The 18,386-nt window shown below is 70.8% G+C and carries 10 protein-coding genes, 1 tRNA gene and 1 rRNA gene; 11 read left to right on the forward strand and 1 reads right to left on the reverse strand.

Annotated elements, in window-relative coordinates; translation table 11 throughout:
* The 3 genes from rrf to ACIQ8B_RS25925 all read left to right on the forward strand — a co-directional run.
* Positions 1-93: ribosomal RNA gene (gene rrf, locus ACIQ8B_RS25915) — 5S ribosomal RNA — on the forward strand; the annotation flags it as partial.
* Positions 94-192: 99 nt separating this feature from the next.
* On the forward strand, positions 193-873 hold the full coding sequence (locus ACIQ8B_RS25920) for a DegT/DnrJ/EryC1/StrS family aminotransferase (protein WP_106412154.1): 681 nt from the start codon (positions 193-195) through the stop codon (positions 871-873).
* A 74-nt stretch (positions 874-947) separates the two neighbouring features.
* Positions 948-1,020, forward strand: a tRNA-Thr gene (locus ACIQ8B_RS25925).
* 59 nt (positions 1,021-1,079) lie between these two features.
* On the opposite strand, the gene ACIQ8B_RS25930 is transcribed toward ACIQ8B_RS25925, so the two are convergent.
* Positions 1,080-3,833: a SpoIIE family protein phosphatase gene (locus tag ACIQ8B_RS25930; RefSeq protein WP_403550033.1), complete on the reverse strand. Its 2,754-nt coding sequence runs from the start codon at positions 3,831-3,833 to the stop codon at positions 1,080-1,082.
* 435 nt (positions 3,834-4,268) lie between these two features.
* On the opposite strand from ACIQ8B_RS25930, the gene ACIQ8B_RS25935 reads away from it, so the two are divergent.
* The 8 genes from ACIQ8B_RS25935 to ACIQ8B_RS25970 all read left to right on the forward strand — a co-directional run bounded on the left by ACIQ8B_RS25935 (position 4,269) and on the right by ACIQ8B_RS25970 (position 18,277).
* Positions 4,269-9,746, forward strand: a complete 5,478-nt coding sequence (locus ACIQ8B_RS25935; protein ID WP_403550035.1) for a HAMP domain-containing protein — start codon at positions 4,269-4,271, stop codon at positions 9,744-9,746.
* 306 nt (positions 9,747-10,052) lie between these two features.
* The gene (locus tag ACIQ8B_RS25940; RefSeq protein WP_106412151.1) at positions 10,053-10,730 is read left to right on the forward strand and encodes a two-component system response regulator; all 678 of its coding nucleotides are present in this window, start codon (positions 10,053-10,055) and stop codon (positions 10,728-10,730) included.
* A 173-nt stretch (positions 10,731-10,903) separates the two neighbouring features.
* Complete coding sequence (locus tag ACIQ8B_RS25945) at positions 10,904-13,684, forward strand: DNA translocase FtsK (protein ID WP_403550037.1); 2,781 nt, start codon at positions 10,904-10,906, stop codon at positions 13,682-13,684.
* 251 nt (positions 13,685-13,935) lie between these two features.
* Positions 13,936-14,778 carry a helix-turn-helix domain-containing protein gene (locus ACIQ8B_RS25950; protein WP_290011315.1) on the forward strand — a complete coding sequence of 281 codons (843 nt, stop codon included), beginning with the start codon at positions 13,936-13,938 and terminating at the stop codon, positions 14,776-14,778.
* A gap of 92 nt (positions 14,779-14,870) precedes the next feature.
* Positions 14,871-16,346: a 30S ribosomal protein S12 methylthiotransferase RimO gene (gene rimO / locus ACIQ8B_RS25955; RefSeq protein WP_290011314.1), complete on the forward strand. Its 1,476-nt coding sequence runs from the start codon at positions 14,871-14,873 to the stop codon at positions 16,344-16,346.
* The gene (gene pgsA, locus ACIQ8B_RS25960) at positions 16,343-17,245 is read left to right on the forward strand and encodes a CDP-diacylglycerol--glycerol-3-phosphate 3-phosphatidyltransferase (RefSeq protein ID WP_403550040.1); all 903 of its coding nucleotides are present in this window, start codon (positions 16,343-16,345) and stop codon (positions 17,243-17,245) included. Before rimO ends, pgsA begins: the two co-directional genes overlap by 4 nt.
* Positions 17,242-17,787: a CinA family protein gene (locus ACIQ8B_RS25965; protein WP_290011312.1), complete on the forward strand. Its 546-nt coding sequence runs from the start codon at positions 17,242-17,244 to the stop codon at positions 17,785-17,787. Before pgsA ends, ACIQ8B_RS25965 begins: the two co-directional genes overlap by 4 nt.
* Before the next feature lie 109 nt (positions 17,788-17,896).
* Complete coding sequence (locus ACIQ8B_RS25970; protein WP_015657463.1) at positions 17,897-18,277, forward strand: helix-turn-helix domain-containing protein; 381 nt, start codon at positions 17,897-17,899, stop codon at positions 18,275-18,277.
* Positions 18,278-18,386 lie beyond the last annotated feature (109 nt).

The following is an 18,386-nucleotide window of genomic DNA, read 5'->3' on the forward strand; positions in this document are numbered from 1 at the left end:
ACGCCCGGTTACATTCCGAACCCGGAAGCTAAGCCTTACAGCGCCGATGGTACTGCAGGGGGGACCCTGTGGGAGAGTAGGACGCCGCCGAACAAATCTTACGAGGGTTGGTCCCTGAACTTCCGTTCAGGGACCAACCCTTTTTTGTTGTCCGTCACTTGACGTTCACGTTGCCTGCCGAGCATCGTCGGCATGGGAACTGCTGCACTGCTCAGGGCGGCCGGCGTCGGAGTCGGTGACGAGGTCGTCGTACCGGCCTTCGGCAACGTGGAGGTCGCGCAGGCCGTGACGCTCGCGGGAGCGCTGCCGGTGTTCGCCGACATAGATCCGGTGACGTACTGCCTGGACCCGGCTGCGGTCGAGGCGGAGCTGACTTCGCGGACCGCGGCGGTGGTGGTCGTCCACCGTTTCGGACGGTCCGCCGACATGGGGCAGTTGCACGCGCTCGGACAGCGGCGCGGGCTCCTGGTGCTGGAGCACGCGGAGTTGGACGCGTCGTCCCACGACGAGACGGCGCGGCGGCGGGAGCGGGCCGCGTATCTCGATGCGCGGCTGCGGGGGGTGCGGACGCCGGAGGGAGGCGCCGGCCACAGCTATCACCAGTACGTCGTGCGGGTGCCCGGGAACGGCCGGCCCGACCGGGATGCCTTCGCACGTGCCGTACGGGCGAAGGGAGTTGCCTGCCGGATACCCGTGCGGACACCCGTGCACCGGCTTCCCGATTTCCGGTGTTCCGTGTCGCTGCCGGAGACCGAGCGGGCCGCCGACGAGACGCTCGCTCTGCCCGTCGACGCCTCCCTGACCAAGCGGGACATGCACCGGATAGCGTCTGTGTGCAACGCGCTGGGAGGGCTGCTCGCGCCTGCCCTCTGAGCGTGGTTGGGAGCACGGCTCCCTTCGGGGTATGATCTATTCCGTTGCCGCGAGGGAAACCGAAGCGACGACAGGCCCCTATAGCTCAGTCGGTAGAGCGTCTCCATGGTAAGGAGAAGGTCAACGGTTCGATTCCGTTTGGGGGCTCGCGGAAAAGGCCCCGCCCATTGGGCGGGGCCTTTCTCATGCCCGGGGCGCGGTGGGAGTCAGTCCTGCTGGAGGCCCGGCACCCGCATCGCGAGGATCGCCATGTCGTCGGACGGCGCGTCCGAGGCGAAGCGTTCCACCGCGCGCATGATGCGGGCCGCGACCGCACCGGCCGTCAGGCCCGTACACGTGGTCAGCACCTCGGCCAGGCCGTCGTCGCCGAGCATCCTGGAACCCTCGCGGCGCTCGGTGACGCCGTCGGTGACGCACAGCAGGACGTCGCCCGGGTCGAGCGTCACCGTCTCCTCGTACAGCTCCAGGTCCTCCAGGACGCCGAGGAGCGGTTGCGGCTCGGCCGCCGGTTCGACCGTGCCGTCCTGACGGAGGCGGAGCGGCAGGGGGTGGCCGGCGCAGACCACCTTCAGCTCCGCGCTGCCGTCCTCCTGCGGGCGCATCTCGCCGTACAGGAGCGTGAGGAAGCGGCTGCGTTCCCCCTCGTCGAGGATCGCGGAGTTCAGGCGCTCCAGGACCGACGGGCCGCTGAGGCCCTCCCGGGCCAGCAGACGCAGTGCGTGCCGGGCGAGGCCGGTGACGGCCGCCGCGTTCGGGCCCGTGCCGCAGACGTCGCCGATGGCGAAGCCGTAGGCGCCGTCGCTGATCGGGAAGAGGTCGTAGAAGTCGCCGCCGACCTCGTTGCCCTCGCCGGCCGCGCGGTAGATGACCTCGACCTCGACGCCGTCGATCTGCGGCAGTTCCGGAGGCAGGAGGCTGCGCTGGAGCGACTGGCTGATGGCCGTGCGCTCGGAGTAGAGACGGGCGTTGTCCAGGGCCAGGGCGGCCCGGCGGGACAGGTCCTCGGCGAGCTCCAGGATCTCCTGACGGAAGTGCTCGTCGGTGGGCTTGCCGAGCGTCAGCATGCCGATGACGCGGTTGCGGGCCACCAGCGGGAGGACCACCGTCTCGCCGCCGACCGCGGAGGCCGTGGCGAGGGTCGGGCCGATGCCGGTGGTGACGTGCCGGGTCGGGCCGCCGCTCAGGCCGAGGCTGCGCATGGACGTGCGCAGGGCCGCCTGGTGGGCGACCTCCGCGGGCGCGGACCAGACGCGGGCGCCGGGGGTGGGTACCGGGTCCGGCGGGGGGATCTTCGACAGCAGCGACTTGATGCCGTCGATAAGCTCCTCGTCCTCGTGCAGGACGTAGGACAGGTCCGGGTCGGAGGACTGGTCGGCGATCGTGTAGACCGCGCACCAGGTGGCGAGCGTCGGGACCGTCATCTGGGCCATGAGGGCCAGGGTCTGGTCCCGGTCGAGGGTGCCGGCCAGCAGGTCGGAGGCCTCGACGAGGAAACTGAGGGAGCCGCGGCGCAGCCGTTCCAGTTCACCCAGGCGGGCGGACTCCACGGCCAGGGCGATGCGGTCCGCGGCGAACTGCAGGCGCAGCGCCTCCTCGTTGGAGTACCGGCCGGGAGCCTCGGCGGCGACGCCGAGGGAGCCGGTGAGGCGGCCCTCGACCTTGAGGGGCACGGTGACGACCGAGCGCATGCCGGTGCCGTTGAGGAGGGGGACCGCGCCGGGGACGGCCGTGAGGTCCTCGTGGACGGCCGGCATGCGGGCGGAGCCGTAGCGGCCGGAGCCGCCCTCGACGGGGACGCGCGCGAAGCGCTGGCGGGCCGAGGGCAGGCCGGTGGAGGCACGGACCTCCAGTTCCGTCTCGTCGTCGGTGGCGAGCAGCAGGAAGGCGGAGTCGCCGTCGAGCATGTCGCGGGCGCGCTCCACCGTGCGCTGCAGCAGGCTGTCGAGGTCGTCCGGGGCGGGGGAGCCGATGAAGACCTCGAACGGGTCGGTGCTCTGGCCCTCGGAGCCGCCCGAGGTGTCCGTGGCTGGGCCGCGGAGCGGGGTCTGCAGAACCGCCCGTTCGTGGTCGCGCACCAGGAGACAGACGGTTGACGGTTCGCCGTCGGTGTCCCGGACGCGCAGGTGGGAGGCGTACACGGGGATGACGCGGCCGTGGGCGCCCCGGATGCCGTAGCTGCCCTCCCAGCGGGAGAGCTGGAGGGCGTCGGCGATGCCGGTGCCGGTGCCGGGGGTGTGCGGCCAGGCGGCGAGGTCGGTGAGGGGCTTGCCGGTGACCTGCTCCGCGGTGTAGCCGAACAGTTCCTCCGCGTCCTCGTTCCAGGCGGTGATGGAGCCGGCGCGGTCGATCTGGACGACGGCGACGCGGACCCGGGTGTCGGCGAGCGGCAGCAGGTGGGCGGGCAGGGCGGGGCCGGCGGCGCGGGCGCCGACCGGGCGGTCGGGGAGGTCGAGCTGGAACCAGACGGTCTTGTGGGTGGGCGTGTAGTCGACGCCCCAGTGGCCGGCCAGGGCGGCGCAGAGCTGGAGGCCGCGTCCGCCCTCGCGGTCGGGGCTGCCCATGTCGACAGGGGAGCCCTGGAGGGGGATCTCACGCTCGGGATACCGGTCGGCCACCTCGATCCGCACGCTGTCGTCGCTGCGCAGGCAGAGCAGGTCGGCGGAGGTGCCGGCGTGCACCACGGCGTTGGTGACCAGCTCGCTGGTGAGCACCACGGCGTCGTCGACGATGTCGCCGAAGCCCCAGCCCTGGAGGGTGTCACGGACGAAGGAACGGGCGCTCGCGACGGATCGTCCGACGGGCTCGAAGCTGGCGGCCGCGCGCGCGGTGATCACAGAACTCCTCGACCGGTTCTCGACGGGCATGGCTCCCTGGCCGGCCGGCTCCTGCCGCTGGTGCGGCAGGCCGTCCGCCGGCCGTGGGTCCGGGGGCTGTTCCCCAGGGATCAGTCCGGTGGTCATGTTGTGCGGCCGCCCCTCCGATGCCCGCTCGTCTTCGTGCCACCGCCCAGGCCGGACGCGCCGGCGTGGCTGGACAGCCGCATGCAAGGTTACTTACCTTCGCGGTCCGGGCGGAGGCCGGTCTGCGGTGTTTCCGTCCGAGGTGTTCGCCGTCCGGCGGGTGTGCGGACGATGTGCGAAGCTGCCGAACTGTTATGGCCTGGTTCCGCGAGGGTGAAACACTGGGCAGGCTGGTAGCGAAGGTCCGGGGAGGCAGTGTGGCGTCGGGGCCGGGTGGGCAGCAGCCCCCTGGCGGCGCCCCGGAACGTCGGGCACGGCGTCCCGGTCCGACAGGACCAGCGATTCCGACGGGAAAAGCAACAAGGAGCAACGGGAGCACCCTGGACGGTGCGACCGGGCACAGCGGTAATGGTCGACCCCTGCGGGAGGGACACAGTGGAGTCTGGCGCAGCGACGCGGAGCACGAAGACGACGCGCGCGAAAGGCGGACAGTCCCTGAGCAAGGCGGGGAAGGCCCGGGGCGGCACCGTGACGGTGGAGGCGGCGGCCGTGAACCGTCTGCTGGGCGCCCTGGTGGCGATGCGGGACGGAAACTTCCGCAAGCGCCTCACGGTGACCGGCGACGGCGTGATGGCGGAGATCGCGGCGGTCTTCAACGAGGTCGCCGACCGCAATCTGCACCTCACGGGCGAGCTGGCGCGGGTGCGCCGCATGGTGGGGCGTGAGGGCAAGCTCACGGAGCGGCTGGAGACGGGGCCCTCGGAGGGCTCCTGGGCGGCCGCGATCGATCACTCCAACGCCCTGGTGGACGACCTCGTACGGCCGGTCTCCGAGGTGAGCCGGGTGCTGTCGGCGGTGGCGGAGGGTGATCTGTCGCCGCGGATGGAGCTGCGGACGCAGGCGCCGGAGGGGACCGGGCATCCGCTGCGGGGCGAGTTCCTGAAGGTCGCGCGGACCGTGAACAACCTGGTCGACCAGCTGTCGACGTTCACCGACGAGGTCACGCGCGTGGCCAGCGAGGTGGGCACCGAGGGCAAGCTGGGCGGCCAGGCCCAGGTACGGGGCATGTCCGGGTCCTGGAAGGACCTGACGGACTCCGTGAACACGATGGCGGAGCGGCTGACGGCCCAGGTGCGCGACATCGCGCTGGTGACGACGGCCGTGGCGCGCGGCGACCTGTCCCGCAAGGTCACCGTGCACGTCGAGGGGGAGATGCTGGAGCTGAAGAACACCGTCAACACGATGGTGGACCAGCTCTCCGCGTTCTCCTCCGAGGTGACCCGCGTCGCGCGCGAGGTGGGCACCGAGGGCGCCCTGGGCGGCCAGGCGCAGGTGCCGGGCGTGGACGGCGTGTGGAAGGAGCTCACCGACTCCGTCAACACCATGGCCGGCAATCTCACCGCGCAGGTGCGCGGGATCGCCGAGGTGACGACGGCGGTCGCCAACGGCGACCTGTCGCGCAAGGTGACGGTGCCGGCGCGCGGCGAGGTCGCGCAGCTCGCCGAGACGATCAACCAGATGACCGAGACGCTGCGGATCTTCGCGGACGAGGTCACCCGAGTCGCCAACGAGGTCGGCGCCGAGGGGCGCCTGGGCGGCCAGGCCAACGTGCCGGGCGCGGCGGGGACGTGGAAGGACCTGACGGACTCCGTCAACACGGTCTTCCGGAACCTCACCACTCAGGTGAGGGACATCGCGGCGGTCACCACGGCGGTCGCCAACGGCGACCTGTCGCAGAAGGTCACCGTGGACGTGGCCGGCGAGATGCTGGAGCTGAAGAACACCGTCAACACGATGGTCGACCAGCTCTCGGCGTTCGGCGCCGAGGTCACGCGGGTGGCGCGGGAGATCGGCGTCGAGGGCGAGCTGGGCGGTCAGGCGCAGGTGCCGGGCGCGGCGGGGACGTGGAAGGACCTGACGGATTCCGTCAACACGGCGTTCCGCAACCTCACCGGACAGGTGAGGAACATCGCCCAGGTGACGACGGCGGTGGCCAACGGCGACCTGTCGCAGAAGGTCACGGTGGACGTCTCCGGCGAGATGCTCCAGCTGAAGAACACCGTCAACACGATGGTGGACCAGCTGTCGAGCTTCGCCGACCAGGTCACGCGGATGGCCCGGGACGTGGGCACCGAGGGACGGCTGGGCGGTCAGGCGCAGGTGCCCGGGGTGTCCGGCACCTGGAAGGAGCTCACCGACTCCGTCAACTCGATGGCCGGCAACCTCACCTCCCAGGTGCGGAACATCGCCCAGGTCACCACGGCGGTGGCGCGCGGTGACCTGTCGCAGAAGATCGACGTCGACGCGCGCGGCGAGATCCTCGAGCTGAAGAACACCATCAACACGATGGTCGACCAGCTGTCGTCGTTCGCCGACCAGGTGACCCGGGTGGCCCGTGAGGTGGGCACCGAGGGACGGCTGGGCGGTCAGGCGCAGGTGCCCGGCGTCGCCGGCGTGTGGCGGGACCTGACGGACTCCGTGAACGGCATGGCGTCCAACCTGACCGGCCAGGTGCGCAACATCGCGCAGGTGGCGACGGCGGTGGCGCGCGGTGACCTGTCGCAGAAGATCACCGTCGACGCGCGCGGGGAGATCCTCGAGCTCAAGAACACGCTGAACACGATGGTGGACCAGCTGTCGTCGTTCGCGGAGGAGGTCACCCGGGTGGCCCGTGAGGTGGGCACCGAGGGCATCCTGGGCGGCCAGGCCGAGGTCCAGGGCGTCTCCGGCACCTGGAAGGACCTCACGCAGTCCGTGAACGGCATGGCGAACAACCTGACCCTTCAGGTGCGGAACATCGCCGAGGTCACCACGGCGGTCGCCAAGGGCGACCTGTCCAAGAAGATCACCGTCGACGCCAAGGGCGAGATCCTGGCGCTGGTGACCACCGTCAACACGATGGTGGACCAGCTGTCGTCGTTCGCGGAGCAGGTGACCCGGGTGGCCCGTGAGGTGGGCACCGAGGGCATCCTGGGCGGCCAGGCGCACGTGCCGGGTGTCACGGGAATCTGGAAGGACCTGAGCGACAACGTCAACCTGATGGCGAAGAACCTCACCACCCAGGTGCGGAACATCTCCCAGGTGTCCGCGGCCGTCGCCAACGGCGACCTGACGCGGCAGGTCAGCATCGAGGCGCGCGGTGAGGTGGCGCAGCTCGCGGACACCATCAACACGATGGTGAAGACGCTGAGCGCGTTCGCCGAGCAGGTCACCAAGGTGGCCCGCGAGGTGGGCACGGACGGCATCCTCGGCGGTCAGGCGCACGTGCCGGGTGTGGCGGGCACGTGGAAGGACCTCACCGAGTCGGTGAACCAGATGGCGTCGAACCTGACCGGTCAGGTGCGGAACATCGCCATGGTCACCACGGCCATCGCCAAGGGCGACCTCACCAAGAAGATCGACATCGACGCGCGCGGGGAGATCCTCGAGCTGAAGACGACCATCAACACGATGGTGGACCAGCTGTCGTCGTTCGCCGAGGAGGTCACGCGGGTGGCCCGCGAGGTGGGCACCGAGGGCCAGCTGGGCGGCCAGGCGCGGGTGCGGGACGTGGACGGCACCTGGCGGGACCTGACGGAGTCGGTGAACGAGATGGCCGGGAACCTCACCCGGCAGGTGCGCGCCATCGCGCGCGTGGCGACCGCGGTGACCCGCGGCGACCTGAACCTGAAGATCGACGTGGACGCGTCCGGGGAGATCCAGGAGCTCCAGGACTACATCAACAAGATGATCGCCAACCTGCGCGACACCACGATCGCCAACAAGGAGCAGGACTGGCTGAAGGGCAACCTGGCCCGCATCTCCGCGCTGATGCAGGGCCGGCGCGACCTGGAGGACGTCGCCTCGCTGATCATGAGCGAGCTGACGCCGGTGGTGTCCGCGCAGCACGGCGCGTTCTTCCTCGCCATGCCGCTGGTGGACGGCGAGGACCTGGCCGCGGCGGACGACGACCAGTTCGAGCTGCGGATGCTCGGGTCGTACGGCTACTCGATGGGGTCCATGCCGACGTCGTTCCAGCCCGGTGAGGGGCTGATCGGCACGGCCGCGATGGAGAAGCGCACGATCCTGGTGGACAAGGCGCCCAGCGGCTACCTGAAGATCTCCTCGGGGCTCGGGGAGGCGCCGCCGGCCCAGGTGATCGTGCTGCCGGTGGTGTTCGAGGGGAAGGTGCTCGGCGTCGTCGAGCTGGCGTCGTTCACACCGTTCACGGCGATCCAGAAGGACTTCCTCAACCAGATCGCCGAGATGATCGCGACCAGCGTCAACACCATCTCGGTCAACACCAAGACCGAGCGGCTGCTGCGGCAGTCCCAGGAGCTGACCGAGCAACTGCGGGAGCGGTCGGCGGAGTTGGAGCAGCGGCAGAAGGCGCTCCAGGCGTCCAACGCCGAACTGGAGGAGAAGGCCGAGCTGCTGGCCCGGCAGAACCGCGACATCGAGGTGAAGAACACCGAGATCGAGGAGGCGCGGCAGGTCCTGGAGGAGCGCGCCGAGCAGCTCGCGGTGTCCATGCGCTACAAGAGCGAGTTCCTGGCGAACATGTCGCACGAGCTGCGCACGCCGCTCAACTCCCTGCTGATCCTCGCCAAGCTGCTCGCGGACAACGCGGAGGGCAACCTCTCCCCGAAGCAGGTGGAGTTCGCCGAGACCATCCACGGCGCCGGGTCCGACCTGCTGCAGCTCATCAACGACATCCTCGACCTGTCGAAGGTCGAGGCGGGCAAGATGGACGTCTCCCCGACGCGCATCGCGCTGGTGCAGCTCGTGGACTACGTGGAGGCCACGTTCCGGCCGCTGACCGCGGAGAAGGGCCTGGACCTGTCCGTGCGGATCTCGCCGGAGCTGCCGGCCACCCTGCACACCGACGAGCAGCGGCTGCTGCAGGTTCTGCGGAACCTGCTGTCCAACGCGGTGAAGTTCACCGACTCCGGATCGGTCGAGCTGGTCATGCGGCCCGCCCGGGACGACGTCCCGCAGGCCATCAGGGAGCAGCTCCTGGAGGCCGGTTCGCTGACCGACCCGGACGCGGACCTGATCGCGTTCTCGGTGAGCGACACGGGCATCGGCATCGCGGCCAGCAAGATGCGGGTGATCTTCGAGGCGTTCAAGCAGGCCGACGGCACCACCAGCCGCAAGTACGGCGGCACGGGCCTGGGGCTGTCCATCTCGCGGGAGATCGCGCAGCTGCTCGGCGGTGAGATCCACGCGCAGAGCGAGCCGGGCCGCGGTTCGACGTTCACCCTGTACCTGCCGCTGCACCCGAGCGAGCTGCCGCCCAACGGCTACCAGCAGCCGCCCATGCCGGCGCTGGAGGCGGGGGACCTGGTGGCGTCGGCCGAGCTGACCGCGCCGGAGGCCGGGACCCCGGCGGAGGCGACCTCGTACCGGGAGACGCAGGACGGCCCGGCGGCGCTGTTCCGGCGCCGGCGCCGGGTCTCGCTCCAGCAGGACCAGCGGCCCCCCGCGGAGCTGGAGGAGTGGCCGGCCGTGGAACAGGAGCCGCAGGCGGCGCGGACCCCGCGCCGGGGCATCCGCTTCGGCGGGCAGAAGGTGCTGATCGTCGACGACGACATCCGCAACGTCTTCGCGCTGACCAGCGTCCTGGAGCAGCACGGCCTGTCCGTGCTGTACGCGGAGAACGGCCGCGAGGGCATCGAGGTGCTGGAACAGCACGACGACGTGGCGGTCGTGCTGATGGACATCATGATGCCCGAGATGGACGGGTACGCGACGACCACGGCGATCCGGCGGATGCCGCAGTTCGCCGGGCTCCCGATCATCGCGCTCACCGCGAAGGCGATGAAGGGCGACCGGGAGAAGGCCATCGAGTCGGGGGCCTCCGACTACGTGACCAAGCCGGTCGACCCCGATCACCTGCTGACGGTGATGGAGCAGTGGATGAGGGGGGAGTGAGACCGGTGGCCGAGCGGCGTGCGAAGGTGAGGAGAAGCCGCAGGGAACGTGTGGAGCGGTCGACGCGTCGTGCGCGAAGTCGTGTAGAAGTGTGGTTTCGGGGAACCTTCTGGTCTCGCGCGGCGTTTCCGCTACGTGCACAGTGACATCGCGGTGACAGGGTGTGGCGACAGGCGGGGTGCGGCTACGATGACCGGCACGAGGACGGGCGGCGCAAGGGAGTCGTCCCCTGGGACGGCACCCACCGGTGCTGTGTCAGGTCCTGTGGACAGGGAGGGCCCCAAGCCGGGGCGAGGAGGGCGGGCCATGGTGCAGAAGGCCAAGATCCTCCTGGTCGATGACCGGCCGGAGAATCTGCTGGCGCTGGAGGCGATCCTTTCGGCGCTCGATCAGACGCTGGTGCGGGCATCGTCCGGGGAGGAAGCGCTCAAAGCACTGCTCACGGACGATTTCGCGGTCATTCTGCTGGACGTCCAGATGCCGGGCATGGACGGTTTCGAGACCGCCGCCCACATCAAGCGGCGGGAGCGGACCCGGGACATCCCGATCATCTTCCTCACCGCGATCAACCACGGCCCGCACCACACGTTCCGGGGGTACGCGGCGGGCGCGGTGGACTACATCTCCAAGCCGTTCGACCCGTGGGTGCTGCGCGCGAAGGTCTCGGTCTTCGTCGAGCTGTACATGAAGAACTGCCAGCTGCGGGAGCAGGCGTCGCTGCTGCGGCTCCAGCTCGAGGGCAGCGAGAAGGACACGGGGGAGCCGAAGGAGTCCGCCGGACTGCTCGCCGAGCTGTCGGCGCGGCTCGCCGCCGTCGAGGAGCAGGCCGAGGCGCTCACCAAGCAGCTGAACGACGAGTCGACCGACGCGGCCGCGGTCGCCACGGCGGCCCATCTGGAGCGCAAGCTCACGGGATTGCGGCGGGCGCTGGACGCCCTCGACCCCGGGGCCGGGACCGCGTCGTCGATGTCCTCGCAGAACTGACCCCGCCCGCCCGGTCCTTGCCCGCCCCCGAGGGCCGTCCCGGTTCTGAGAGCGTGTCAACTCCGAGTTCCGAGGGCACCACGCGTCAGTTTCACGCCTCGAAGCGGGCGACACGAACGGGTGAAGCATCCGCCACGCGTGTCACGTGCCGTCTCCCCCGGTAACCTCACACCATGGCCTCACGTCCCTCCGCAGCCAAGAAGCCGCCCGCGAAGAAGGCGGCCGCTTCCGCGAAGGCTCCGGCGAAGAAGGCCGCCGTCAAGAAAGCCCCGGCGAAGAAGGCGCCCGCCAGGAAGGCACCCGCCAGGAAGGCGCCGGCGAAGAAGCCCGCTCCCGCCCCGAATCCGACCGGCGCCGTCTACCGGCTCGTCCGCGCCCTGTGGCTGGGTCTCGCGCACGCCGTCGGCGCGGTGTTCCGCGGCGTAGGGCAGGGCGCCAGGAACCTCGACCCGGCCCACCGCAAGGACGGGCTCGCGCTGTTGCTGCTCGGCATCGCGCTGATCGTCGCCGCCGGCACCTGGGCCGACCTCCAGGGGCCCGTCGGCGACCTGGTGGAGATCCTGGTCACCGGCGCGTTCGGACGGCTCGACCTGCTGGTGCCGATCCTCGTCGCCGTCGTCGCCGTACGGTTCATCCGCCACCCGGAGAAGCCCGAGGCCAACGGGCGGATCGTCATCGGCCTGTCCGCGCTCGTCATCGGCGTCCTGGGCCAGATCCACATCGCCTGCGGCTCACCCGCGCGCGCCGACGGCACGCAGGCCATAAGGGACGCCGGCGGCCTCATCGGCTGGGGCGCGGCCGCGCCGCTGTCGTCCACCATGACCGACGTCCTGGCCGTGCCCCTGCTGGTGCTGCTCACGATCTTCGGCCTGCTGGTGGTCACGGCCACCCCGGTGAACGCGATCCCGCAGCGGCTGCGCCAGCTCGGCGTGCGGCTGGGCCTGGTGCACGAGCCGGAGCCGGCGGAGTTCGGTGAGGACGACGAGCGCTACGAGGAGCAGTGGCGCGAGGCGCTGCCGCAGAGCCGCCGCAGGCGCCGCCCGGCGCCCCAGGAGTACGACCCCGAGCACGCGGAGGAGGAGGCGCCGTCCCGGCACCGGCGCCGCCCCCGCCGGTCCGCGGTGCCGCAGCCCGACGCCGGCCGGCCCATGGACGCCGTGGACGTGGCCGCCGCCGCGGCCGCCGCGCTCGACGGCGCCGTGCTGCACGGCATGCCGCCCTCGCCGGTCGTCGCCGACCTCACCCAGGGCGTCAGCACCGGCGACGACTACGAGCCGACCACGCCGACCCCGGTCCCGGCCGCCCGTCCGCAGCAGGACACGCCCAGGAAGGGCACGTCGCGGCGGAACGCGCCCGCCGAGGACGAGGGGGCCCAGCAGCGGGAGCGGCCGCCCGCGGGCGTGCTCGACATGACCAAGGCGCCGCCGCGCGAACCCCGCGACCTGCCGGCGCGCGCCGAGCAGTTGCAGCTCTCCGGCGACATCACCTACTCCCTGCCCTCCCTCGACCTGCTGCACCGGGGCGGTCCGGGCAAGGCGCGCAGCGCCGCCAACGACGCCATAGTGGAGGCGCTGCGGAAGGTGTTCACCGAGTTCAAGGTGGACGCCGACGTCACCGGCTTCACCCGCGGCCCGACGGTCACCCGGTACGTCGTCGAGCTCGGCCCGGCCGTCAAGGTCGAGCGGGTCACCGCCCTCACCAAGAACATCGCGTACGCCGTCGCCAGCCCGGACGTGCGGATCATCAGCCCGATCCCCGGCAAGTCCGCGGTGGGCATCGAGATCCCCAACACCGACCGGGAGATGGTGAACCTCGGCGACGTGCTGCGGCTCGCGGAGTCCGCCGAGGACGACGACCCGATGCTGGTCGCCTTCGGCAAGGACGTCGAGGGCGGGTACGTCATGGACTCGCTGGCGAAGATGCCGCACATGCTGGTCGCCGGCGCCACCGGATCCGGCAAGTCGTCCTGCATCAACTGCCTGATCACCTCGATCATGATGCGGGCGACCCCGGAGGACGTCCGGATGATCCTGGTCGACCCCAAGCGCGTCGAGCTGACCGCGTACGAGGGCATCCCGCACCTGATCACGCCGATCATCACCAACCCCAAGCGGGCGGCCGAGGCGCTGCAGTGGGTCGTGCGCGAGATGGACCTGCGCTACGACGACCTGGCCGCCTACGGCTTCCGGCACATCGACGACTTCAACCGCGCGGTGCGCGAGGGCAAGGTCGAGCCGCCCGAGGGCAGCGAGCGCGAGCTGCAGCCGTACCCGTACCTGCTGGTGATCGTGGACGAGCTGGCCGACCTGATGATGGTCGCCCCGCGCGACGTCGAGGACGCCATCGTGCGCATCACCCAGCTCGCGCGCGCCGCCGGCATCCACCTGGTGCTGGCCACCCAGCGGCCCTCGGTCGACGTCGTCACCGGTCTGATCAAGGCGAACGTGCCCTCCCGGCTGGCGTTCGCCACCTCCTCGCTCGCCGACTCGCGGGTCATCCTCGACCAGGCCGGCGCGGAGAAGCTGATCGGCAAGGGCGACGGGCTGTTCCTGCCCATGGGCGCGAACAAACCCGTCCGCATGCAGGGCGCGTTCGTGACCGAGGAGGAGGTCGCGGCCGTCGTCCGGCACTGCAAGGAGCAGATGGCGCCCGTCTTCCGGGACGACGTCGTCGTCGGCACCAAGCAGAAGAAGGAGATCGACGAGGACATCGGCGACGACCTCGACCTGCTGTGCCAGGCCGCCGAGCTGGTCGTCTCCACCCAGTTCGGGTCGACGTCGATGCTCCAGCGCAAGCTGCGCGTCGGCTTCGCCAAGGCCGGCCGGCTGATGGACCTCATGGAGTCCCGGAACATCGTCGGACCGAGCGAGGGTTCGAAGGCGCGTGACGTTCTTGTGAAACCCGATGAGCTGGACGGCGTGCTCGCGCTGATCCGCGGGGAGTCTGAAGGGTAAGCGGCGGGAACACGGTCGTCATGCCGGGTCATCCGGCCGGGCGATCGTGACCCTTCCGTAAGCGGTCATCGGGCAACCGTTTCCCGTCGGCACACGTCAAGTTGGACGAAGTGTCGGACAGCAGGCCGACCATCGGAATGTCGGGCCATTCCGATGGCGTACATATACGAACGCCCGGTTGCCCCATCCCGCCGTACCCCACCTAGACTGAACCTCCAGCACAGGCGGCTACACGCTCGAAAGGCGCCCCCGTGTCCATCGGCAACTCCCCTGAAGACGAGCGTCCGTTCGAAGACGTTTCCGAGGAAGACCGCCCTTCCGTCTCGGTCGGCCGTGCGCTGCGGCAGGCGCGCATCGCCGCAGGGCTCACCGTCGACGACGTCAGTACCGCCACCCGTGTCCGGATCGCCATCGTCCACGCCATCGAGCGCGACGACTTCGCGCCCTGCGGCGGTGACGTGTACGCACGCGGGCACATCCGCACACTGGCCAAGGCCGTGCGGCTCGACCCCGCCCCGCTGCTCGCCCGGTACGAGGCCGAGCACGGCGGCGGCCGCCCGGCCCCCACCCCGGCCGCGCCCCTCTTCGAGGCGGAACGCATCCGTCCCGAGCGGCGCGGACCCAACTGGACCGCCGCCATGGTCGCCGCGATCGTGGTCGTGATCGGCTTTGTCGGCTTCACGATGGTCACCGGCGACGACGGCGACAAGGCGAACGTCGCCGGCGACACCGAGCCCGCCGCGTCGCCCACGCCCAGCGCCACCACCAGGACCGCGAAGCCCGTCGTGCCCGCGCCGGAGCCGTCGGACAGCGCCATCGCCGCCGCGCCGCAGGACAAGGTGACCGTCAAGGTCGTCGCCGCCGACGGGCCGAGCTGGATCTCCGCCAAGGACCACAACGGCAAGGTGCTCTTCGCGGAACTGCTCAAGGAGGGCGAGGACAAGACCTTCCAGGACAGTTCCCGGATCGACCTGGTCCTCGGCGACGCCGGCGCTCTCGACCTGTTCGTGAACGGCAAGAAGATCGAGGACGACTGGCAGCCGGGCGCGGTGGAGCGCCTCACCTACACCAAGGGCGACCCGCAGGCCGGGTGACCGGCGTCCGGAGACGCGATCACCACGGGGTTGGCCGGTCCGGCCAACCCCGTCGACATGGGGCGTCGCCGGGACGAAGTAGTCTTGAGCCCATGCCTGAACGCCGTACCGTCGCACTGGTCACCCTTGGCTGCGCCCGTAACGAGGTGGACTCGGAGGAGCTCGCAGGCCGTTTGGAGGCGGACGGCTGGCAGCTCGTGGAGGACGCCGAGGACGCGGACGTCGCCGTCGTCAACACCTGTGGCTTCGTCGAGGCCGCCAAGAAGGACTCCGTCGACGCCCTCCTCGAGGCCAACGACCTCAAGGGACACGGGAGAACCCAGGCCGTCGTCGCCGTGGGCTGCATGGCCGAGCGGTACGGCAAGGAGCTCGCCGACGCCCTCCCCGAGGCCGACGGCGTGCTCGGCTTCGACGACTACGCGGACATCTCCGACCGTCTGCAGACCATTCTGAACGGCGGCATCCACGCCTCGCACACCCCGCGCGACCGGCGCAAGCTGCTGCCCATCAGCCCGGCCGAGCGGCAGGAGTCCGCCGCCGCCGTCGCGCTGCCCGGGCACGGCCCGGTCGACCTGCCCGACGGCCTCGCCCCGGCCTCGGGTCCCCGCGCGCCCCTGCGCCGCCGTCTGGACGGCTCCCCGGTCGCGTCGGTGAAGCTGGCCTCCGGCTGCGACCGGCGTTGCTCCTTCTGCGCCATTCCGTCCTTCCGCGGCTCCTTCATCTCCCGCCGCCCCAGCGACGTCCTCAACGAGACGCGGTGGCTGGCCGAGCAGGGCGTGAAGGAGATCATGCTGGTCTCCGAGAACAACACCTCCTACGGCAAGGACCTCGGCGACATCCGCCTGCTGGAGTCCCTGCTGCCCGAACTGGCCGAGGTCGACGGCCTGGAGCGGGTGCGCGTCAGCTACCTCCAGCCGGCCGAGATGCGGCCCGGCCTGATCGACGTGCTGACCTCCACCCCGAAGGTCGCCCCCTACTTCGACCTGTCCTTCCAGCACTCCGCGCCGGACGTGCTGCGCGCCATGCGCCGCTTCGGCGACACCGACCGCTTCCTGGAACTGCTCGACACCATCCGGAGCAAGGCGCCCCAGGCCGGCGTGCGCTCCAACTTCATCGTCGGCTTCCCGGGCGAGTCCGCGTCCGACCTCGCCGAGCTGGAGCGGTTCCTGAACCACGCCCGGCTCGACGCCATCGGTGTGTTCGGCTACTCCGACGAGGAGGGCACCGAGGCGGCCGGCTACGACGGCAAGCTGGACGAGGACGTGGTCGCCGAGCGCCTGGCCCGCGTCTCCGGGCTGGCCGAGGAACTCGTCTCGCAGCGCGCGGAGGAGCGGGTCGGCGAGACCGTGCACGTCCTGGTGGAGTCCGTCGACGAGGAGGAGGGCGTGTACGGCCGTGCCGCGCACCAGGCTCCCGAAACGGACGGCCAGGTGCTGCTCACGAGCGGCGAGGGACTGAGTGTCGGCCGTATGGTCGAGGCGAAGGTGGTCGGCACGGAGGGTGTCGACCTGGTGGCCGAGCCGCTCTTCGAGGGCTCGCCCACGCGCATCGAGGAGGCGGGCAGATGACGGGTGCCCCGGCATCGGCGGCAGGTGGCCCCTCCGGCGCGAGGAGGTCGGAGGGCCCCGCGTCCGGGGGCCCGGCACCGGCGTCCGGCCGCACCCTCGCGCGGGAGGCCAGGGACACGGCTCCGGACGCTTCCGGGAACGGGCCGGCACGGGGAGACGCGTCGACTCCGGCGGATACCCGCGCGCACGCCGAAGCGGCGGCTCCGTCCGCCTCGACGGCCCCCGGGGACGCAGGGAGCGCCGGGACCACCGTGGCGCAGGGCGCCACACGGGCCCCGCGCGGCGGCAAGATCGCCGCGGCGGCCGTCGACCAGGCCAGCGTCTGGAACATCGCCAACCTGCTGACCATGCTCCGGCTGCTGCTGGTGCCGGCGTTCGTCATGCTGATGCTCGCCGACGGCGGCTACGACCCCGCGTGGCGCTCGCTGGCATGGGCGGCCTTCGCCGTCGCCATGATCACCGACCTGTTCGACGGGCATCTGGCGCGCACCTACAACCTGGTCACCGACTTCGGGAAGATCGCCGACCCCATCGCCGACAAGGCCATCATGGGTGCGGCGCTGATCTGTCTGTCCGCGCTGGGCGACCTGCCGTGGTGGGTCACGGGCGTGATCCTCGGCCGGGAACTCGGGATCACCCTGCTGCGTTTCCTGGTCATCCGTTACGGGGTCATCCCGGCCAGCCGGGGCGGCAAGCTCAAGACCCTCACCCAGGGCGTGGCCGTGGGCATGTACGTGCTCGCGCTGACCGGGTGGCTGGCGACGCTGCGCTGGTGGGTGATGGCCGCGGCGGTGGTGCTGACCGTGGTGACCGGACTCGACTATGTGAAACAGGCCATTGTGCTCCGCAGGCAGGGAATCGCCGAGCGCAAGGCGGCGTTGGAGGAGACGGAAGCGTGAGTTCAACGGCCACCGAGGTGGTGCGACTACTCACCGTGAACGGCGGGACGCTCGCGGTCGCCGAGTCGCTGACCGGTGGCCTGGTGGCGGCGGAGATCACCTCCGTCCCCGGGGCGTCCAAGGTCTTCAGAGGTTCGGTGACGGCCTACGCCACCGACCTCAAGCACCGGCTGCTGGGCGTGGACGACACTCTGCTGGCCCAGCGCGGAGCGGTGGATCCGCAGGTGGCGGCCCAGATGGCGGCCGGCGTGCGCACCGCGCTCGGCGCCGACTGGGGCATCGCCACCACCGGGGTGGCCGGCCCCGGCCCCCAGGACGGGCAGGCCGTCGGCACGGTCTACGTGGCCGTCGACGGCCCCTCCGCGGGGAGCGCCGGTTCCGTCGTTGGCGGAAAAGTGCGCCATCTGCGGTTGAACGGCGGCCGCGCGGAAATTCGTATGGAGAGTGTACGGAGCGTACTCGCACTGCTCCTCGCGGAGCTTGCGGACGAACAGACCGGGAATGAGCGGGCACAGGATACGGAACGGAACGGGGGGTTTTGATGTTTGCAGCCCTGAGTGAACACGACATCGCTCCCCGCACGGCCGCGGCGCGAGGCGGTACGGTGGGGCGAGAAGGATGCGGCTACGCGGTCCGAGGAGGGAGCCACCGATGATTCTGCTCCGTCGCCTGCTGGGTGACGTGCTGCGTCGGCAGCGCCAGCGCCAGGGCCGTACTCTGCGCGAAGTCTCCTCGTCCGCCCGAGTTTCGCTCGGCTATCTCTCCGAGGTGGAGCGGGGGCAGAAGGAGGCTTCCTCCGAGCTGCTCTCCGCGATCTGCGACGCGTTGGACGTACGGATGTCCGAGCTCATGCGGGAAGTGAGCGACGAACTCGCTCTCGCCGAGCTGGCCCAGTCTGCTGCAGCGACCCCCAGCGAGCCCGTGCCCACGTCGGTTCGTCCGATGCTGGGTTCCGTGTCGGTGACCGGTGTGCCACCGGAACGGGTGACCATCAAGGCGCCCGCCGAGGCGGTGGACGTCGTCGCCGCCTGAGCCCGGCGCTCTGCGCGGTGTGAAGGTGTGAGATGCCCCGGTGGGGGCTCCCCGGAGGATTCCGGAGGGGCGCCGCCGGGGTTTTCGCATGCCTGAGGGGGCTCACGGG

Origin of the sequence: Streptomyces sp. NPDC096105, from assembly GCF_044763335.1 — a bacterium.
Classification (GTDB): Bacteria; Actinomycetota; Actinomycetes; order Streptomycetales; family Streptomycetaceae; genus Streptomyces.

What these genes read in the sequence shown, in the direction of transcription:
- ACIQ8B_RS25920 (WP_106412154.1), top strand. Translation starts at nt 193, where the DNA reads ATGGGAACTGCTGCACTGCTCAGGGCGGCCGGCGTCGGAGTCGGTGAC.
- ACIQ8B_RS25930 (WP_403550033.1), bottom strand. Translation starts at nt 3,833, where the DNA reads ATGACCACCGGACTGATCCCTGGGGAACAGCCCCCGGACCCACGGCCG.
- ACIQ8B_RS25940 (WP_106412151.1), top strand. Translation starts at nt 10,053, where the DNA reads ATGGTGCAGAAGGCCAAGATCCTCCTGGTCGATGACCGGCCGGAGAAT.
- ACIQ8B_RS25945 (WP_403550037.1), top strand. Translation starts at nt 10,904, where the DNA reads ATGGCCTCACGTCCCTCCGCAGCCAAGAAGCCGCCCGCGAAGAAGGCG.
- rimO (WP_290011314.1), top strand. Translation starts at nt 14,871, where the DNA reads ATGCCTGAACGCCGTACCGTCGCACTGGTCACCCTTGGCTGCGCCCGT.
- pgsA (WP_403550040.1), top strand. Translation starts at nt 16,343, where the DNA reads ATGACGGGTGCCCCGGCATCGGCGGCAGGTGGCCCCTCCGGCGCGAGG.
- ACIQ8B_RS25970 (WP_015657463.1), top strand. Translation starts at nt 17,897, where the DNA reads ATGATTCTGCTCCGTCGCCTGCTGGGTGACGTGCTGCGTCGGCAGCGC.